This window comes from methanotrophic endosymbiont of Bathymodiolus puteoserpentis (Logatchev), from assembly GCF_900128525.1.
In the GTDB taxonomy this organism is placed as follows: Bacteria; Pseudomonadota; Gammaproteobacteria; order Methylococcales; family Methylomonadaceae; genus Methyloprofundus.
The window spans coordinates 1-1,347 of record NZ_FQTQ01000087.1 but is presented as its reverse complement, the minus strand read 5'-3'; the positions used below and the strand labels follow the sequence as shown (position 1 = coordinate 1,347).

1 protein-coding gene is annotated in these 1,347 nt (G+C 43.3%); it reads right to left on the bottom strand.

Annotation, left to right across the window (positions count from 1 at the left end):
* Nucleotides 1-50 precede the first annotated feature (50 nt).
* Nucleotides 51-1,157 carry a monovalent cation:proton antiporter-2 (CPA2) family protein gene (locus BQ7314_RS07450; protein ID WP_174483072.1) on the bottom strand — a complete coding sequence of 369 codons (1,107 nt, stop codon included), beginning with the start codon at nucleotides 1,155-1,157 and terminating at the stop codon, nucleotides 51-53.
* Between the last annotated feature and the right edge of the window lie 190 nt (nucleotides 1,158-1,347).

The following is a 1,347-nucleotide window of genomic DNA, read 5'->3' as shown; positions in this document are numbered from 1 at the left end:
TAGCTGTTTACTTTACACCTATGTCTTGTCTCAATTCAACCAGTGTATTGCTATCCGTTACTTTCAGAGGTTATGCACTTATTATACGAATTCAGGTCACTTAATAGCTTTGATTTGTTGGCTAAAGAAAATAGCACTAAGGCAAATTCGCCACTTTGCGCAAGGATTAGGCCAACGGCTAAGCTTTTCTTGGTACTCAACTTGAATAAGTAAGTAAGCGGAAAAAGTACGGCAGTTTTGATTGCTATCAGTAAGCCGACGATGGCAAGGCAATACCCTGGGTTTTCTAGCAGTAGGCTAAGATTGAAAGACATGCCCATAGACATAAAAAACATTCCGAGTAACAGTCCACGAAAGGGCTGAATTTCTGCCATTACTTGATGCTTATAGGATGAGTCTGAGATCAGTAATCCCGCTAAAAAAGCCCCCATTGCCATAGAAAGTCCTATATGTTCAAGAATGACCGCTGCTCCGAGTACGATAAGTAAGGCGGAAGCAGTGAAAACTTCTGGATTTTTGGCCATCGCCACGCGGTGTAAAATGGGGTGGAGAAAATAGCGGCCAATTAATATCACCAAGCTTAATACAGTGAGCGACTCAATTAAGGCAAGTCCAATATTGATACCGATGCCTTGGTCGTGAGAGGTGAGTAAAGGCAATAGTGCTAATAGCGGAACGACCGCAAGATCTTGCATTAATAATATGGCAAAAGAGGTGCGGCCATAAGTGGAAGAAAGGGACTTTTGTTCTGTCAGTAGCTGTAATACAAAGGCGGTGGATGAGAGCGCCAGTGCTGGTCCGACCAAAATAGCGGCGCGTAGAGGAATATCAAAAAAGAGATAGCTGATGCCACATAAGGCGGAACCTGTAATAAGCAGTTGTAGCGAGCCTAGGCCGAATACCGAGCGCCTCATTAACCAGAGGCGTGAAGGCTTAAGCTCTATACCTATAACAAAGAGCAGTAACACCACGCCAATATCTGCAAGGTAGCCTATTTGATTAATATTACTAATTAAGCAAAATCCAGAAGGACCTACGGTTAAGCCAGCAACAAGAAAGCCAGGTACTGCGCCTAACCTAATTGCTTGGAAAAGAGGTACGGCAATCACCGCGGCACTCAGTAAAATGATGATGTCAATCAAGTAGGATGGATTCATAAGCTAGGAACTAAGAAAATACATGGGGCACTGTAGATGTCAATTTAGCACAGACCTAGCAGGGAGCACAGGGCTTTTGCTGTGAAAAATCCTAGCATCTGACTTTACCTAGGGTTAACGGTGTCCGCAACAATACATAAGATGGTAGACATACATCAAATCTATGGGTGATAATAAGTTTCCTAAGGTG

Bases quoted from the DNA above. Each gene is read 5' to 3' on its own strand.
- BQ7314_RS07450 (WP_174483072.1), bottom strand. From the start codon at position 1,157: ATGAATCCATCCTACTTGATTGACATCATCATTTTACTGAGTGCCGCG.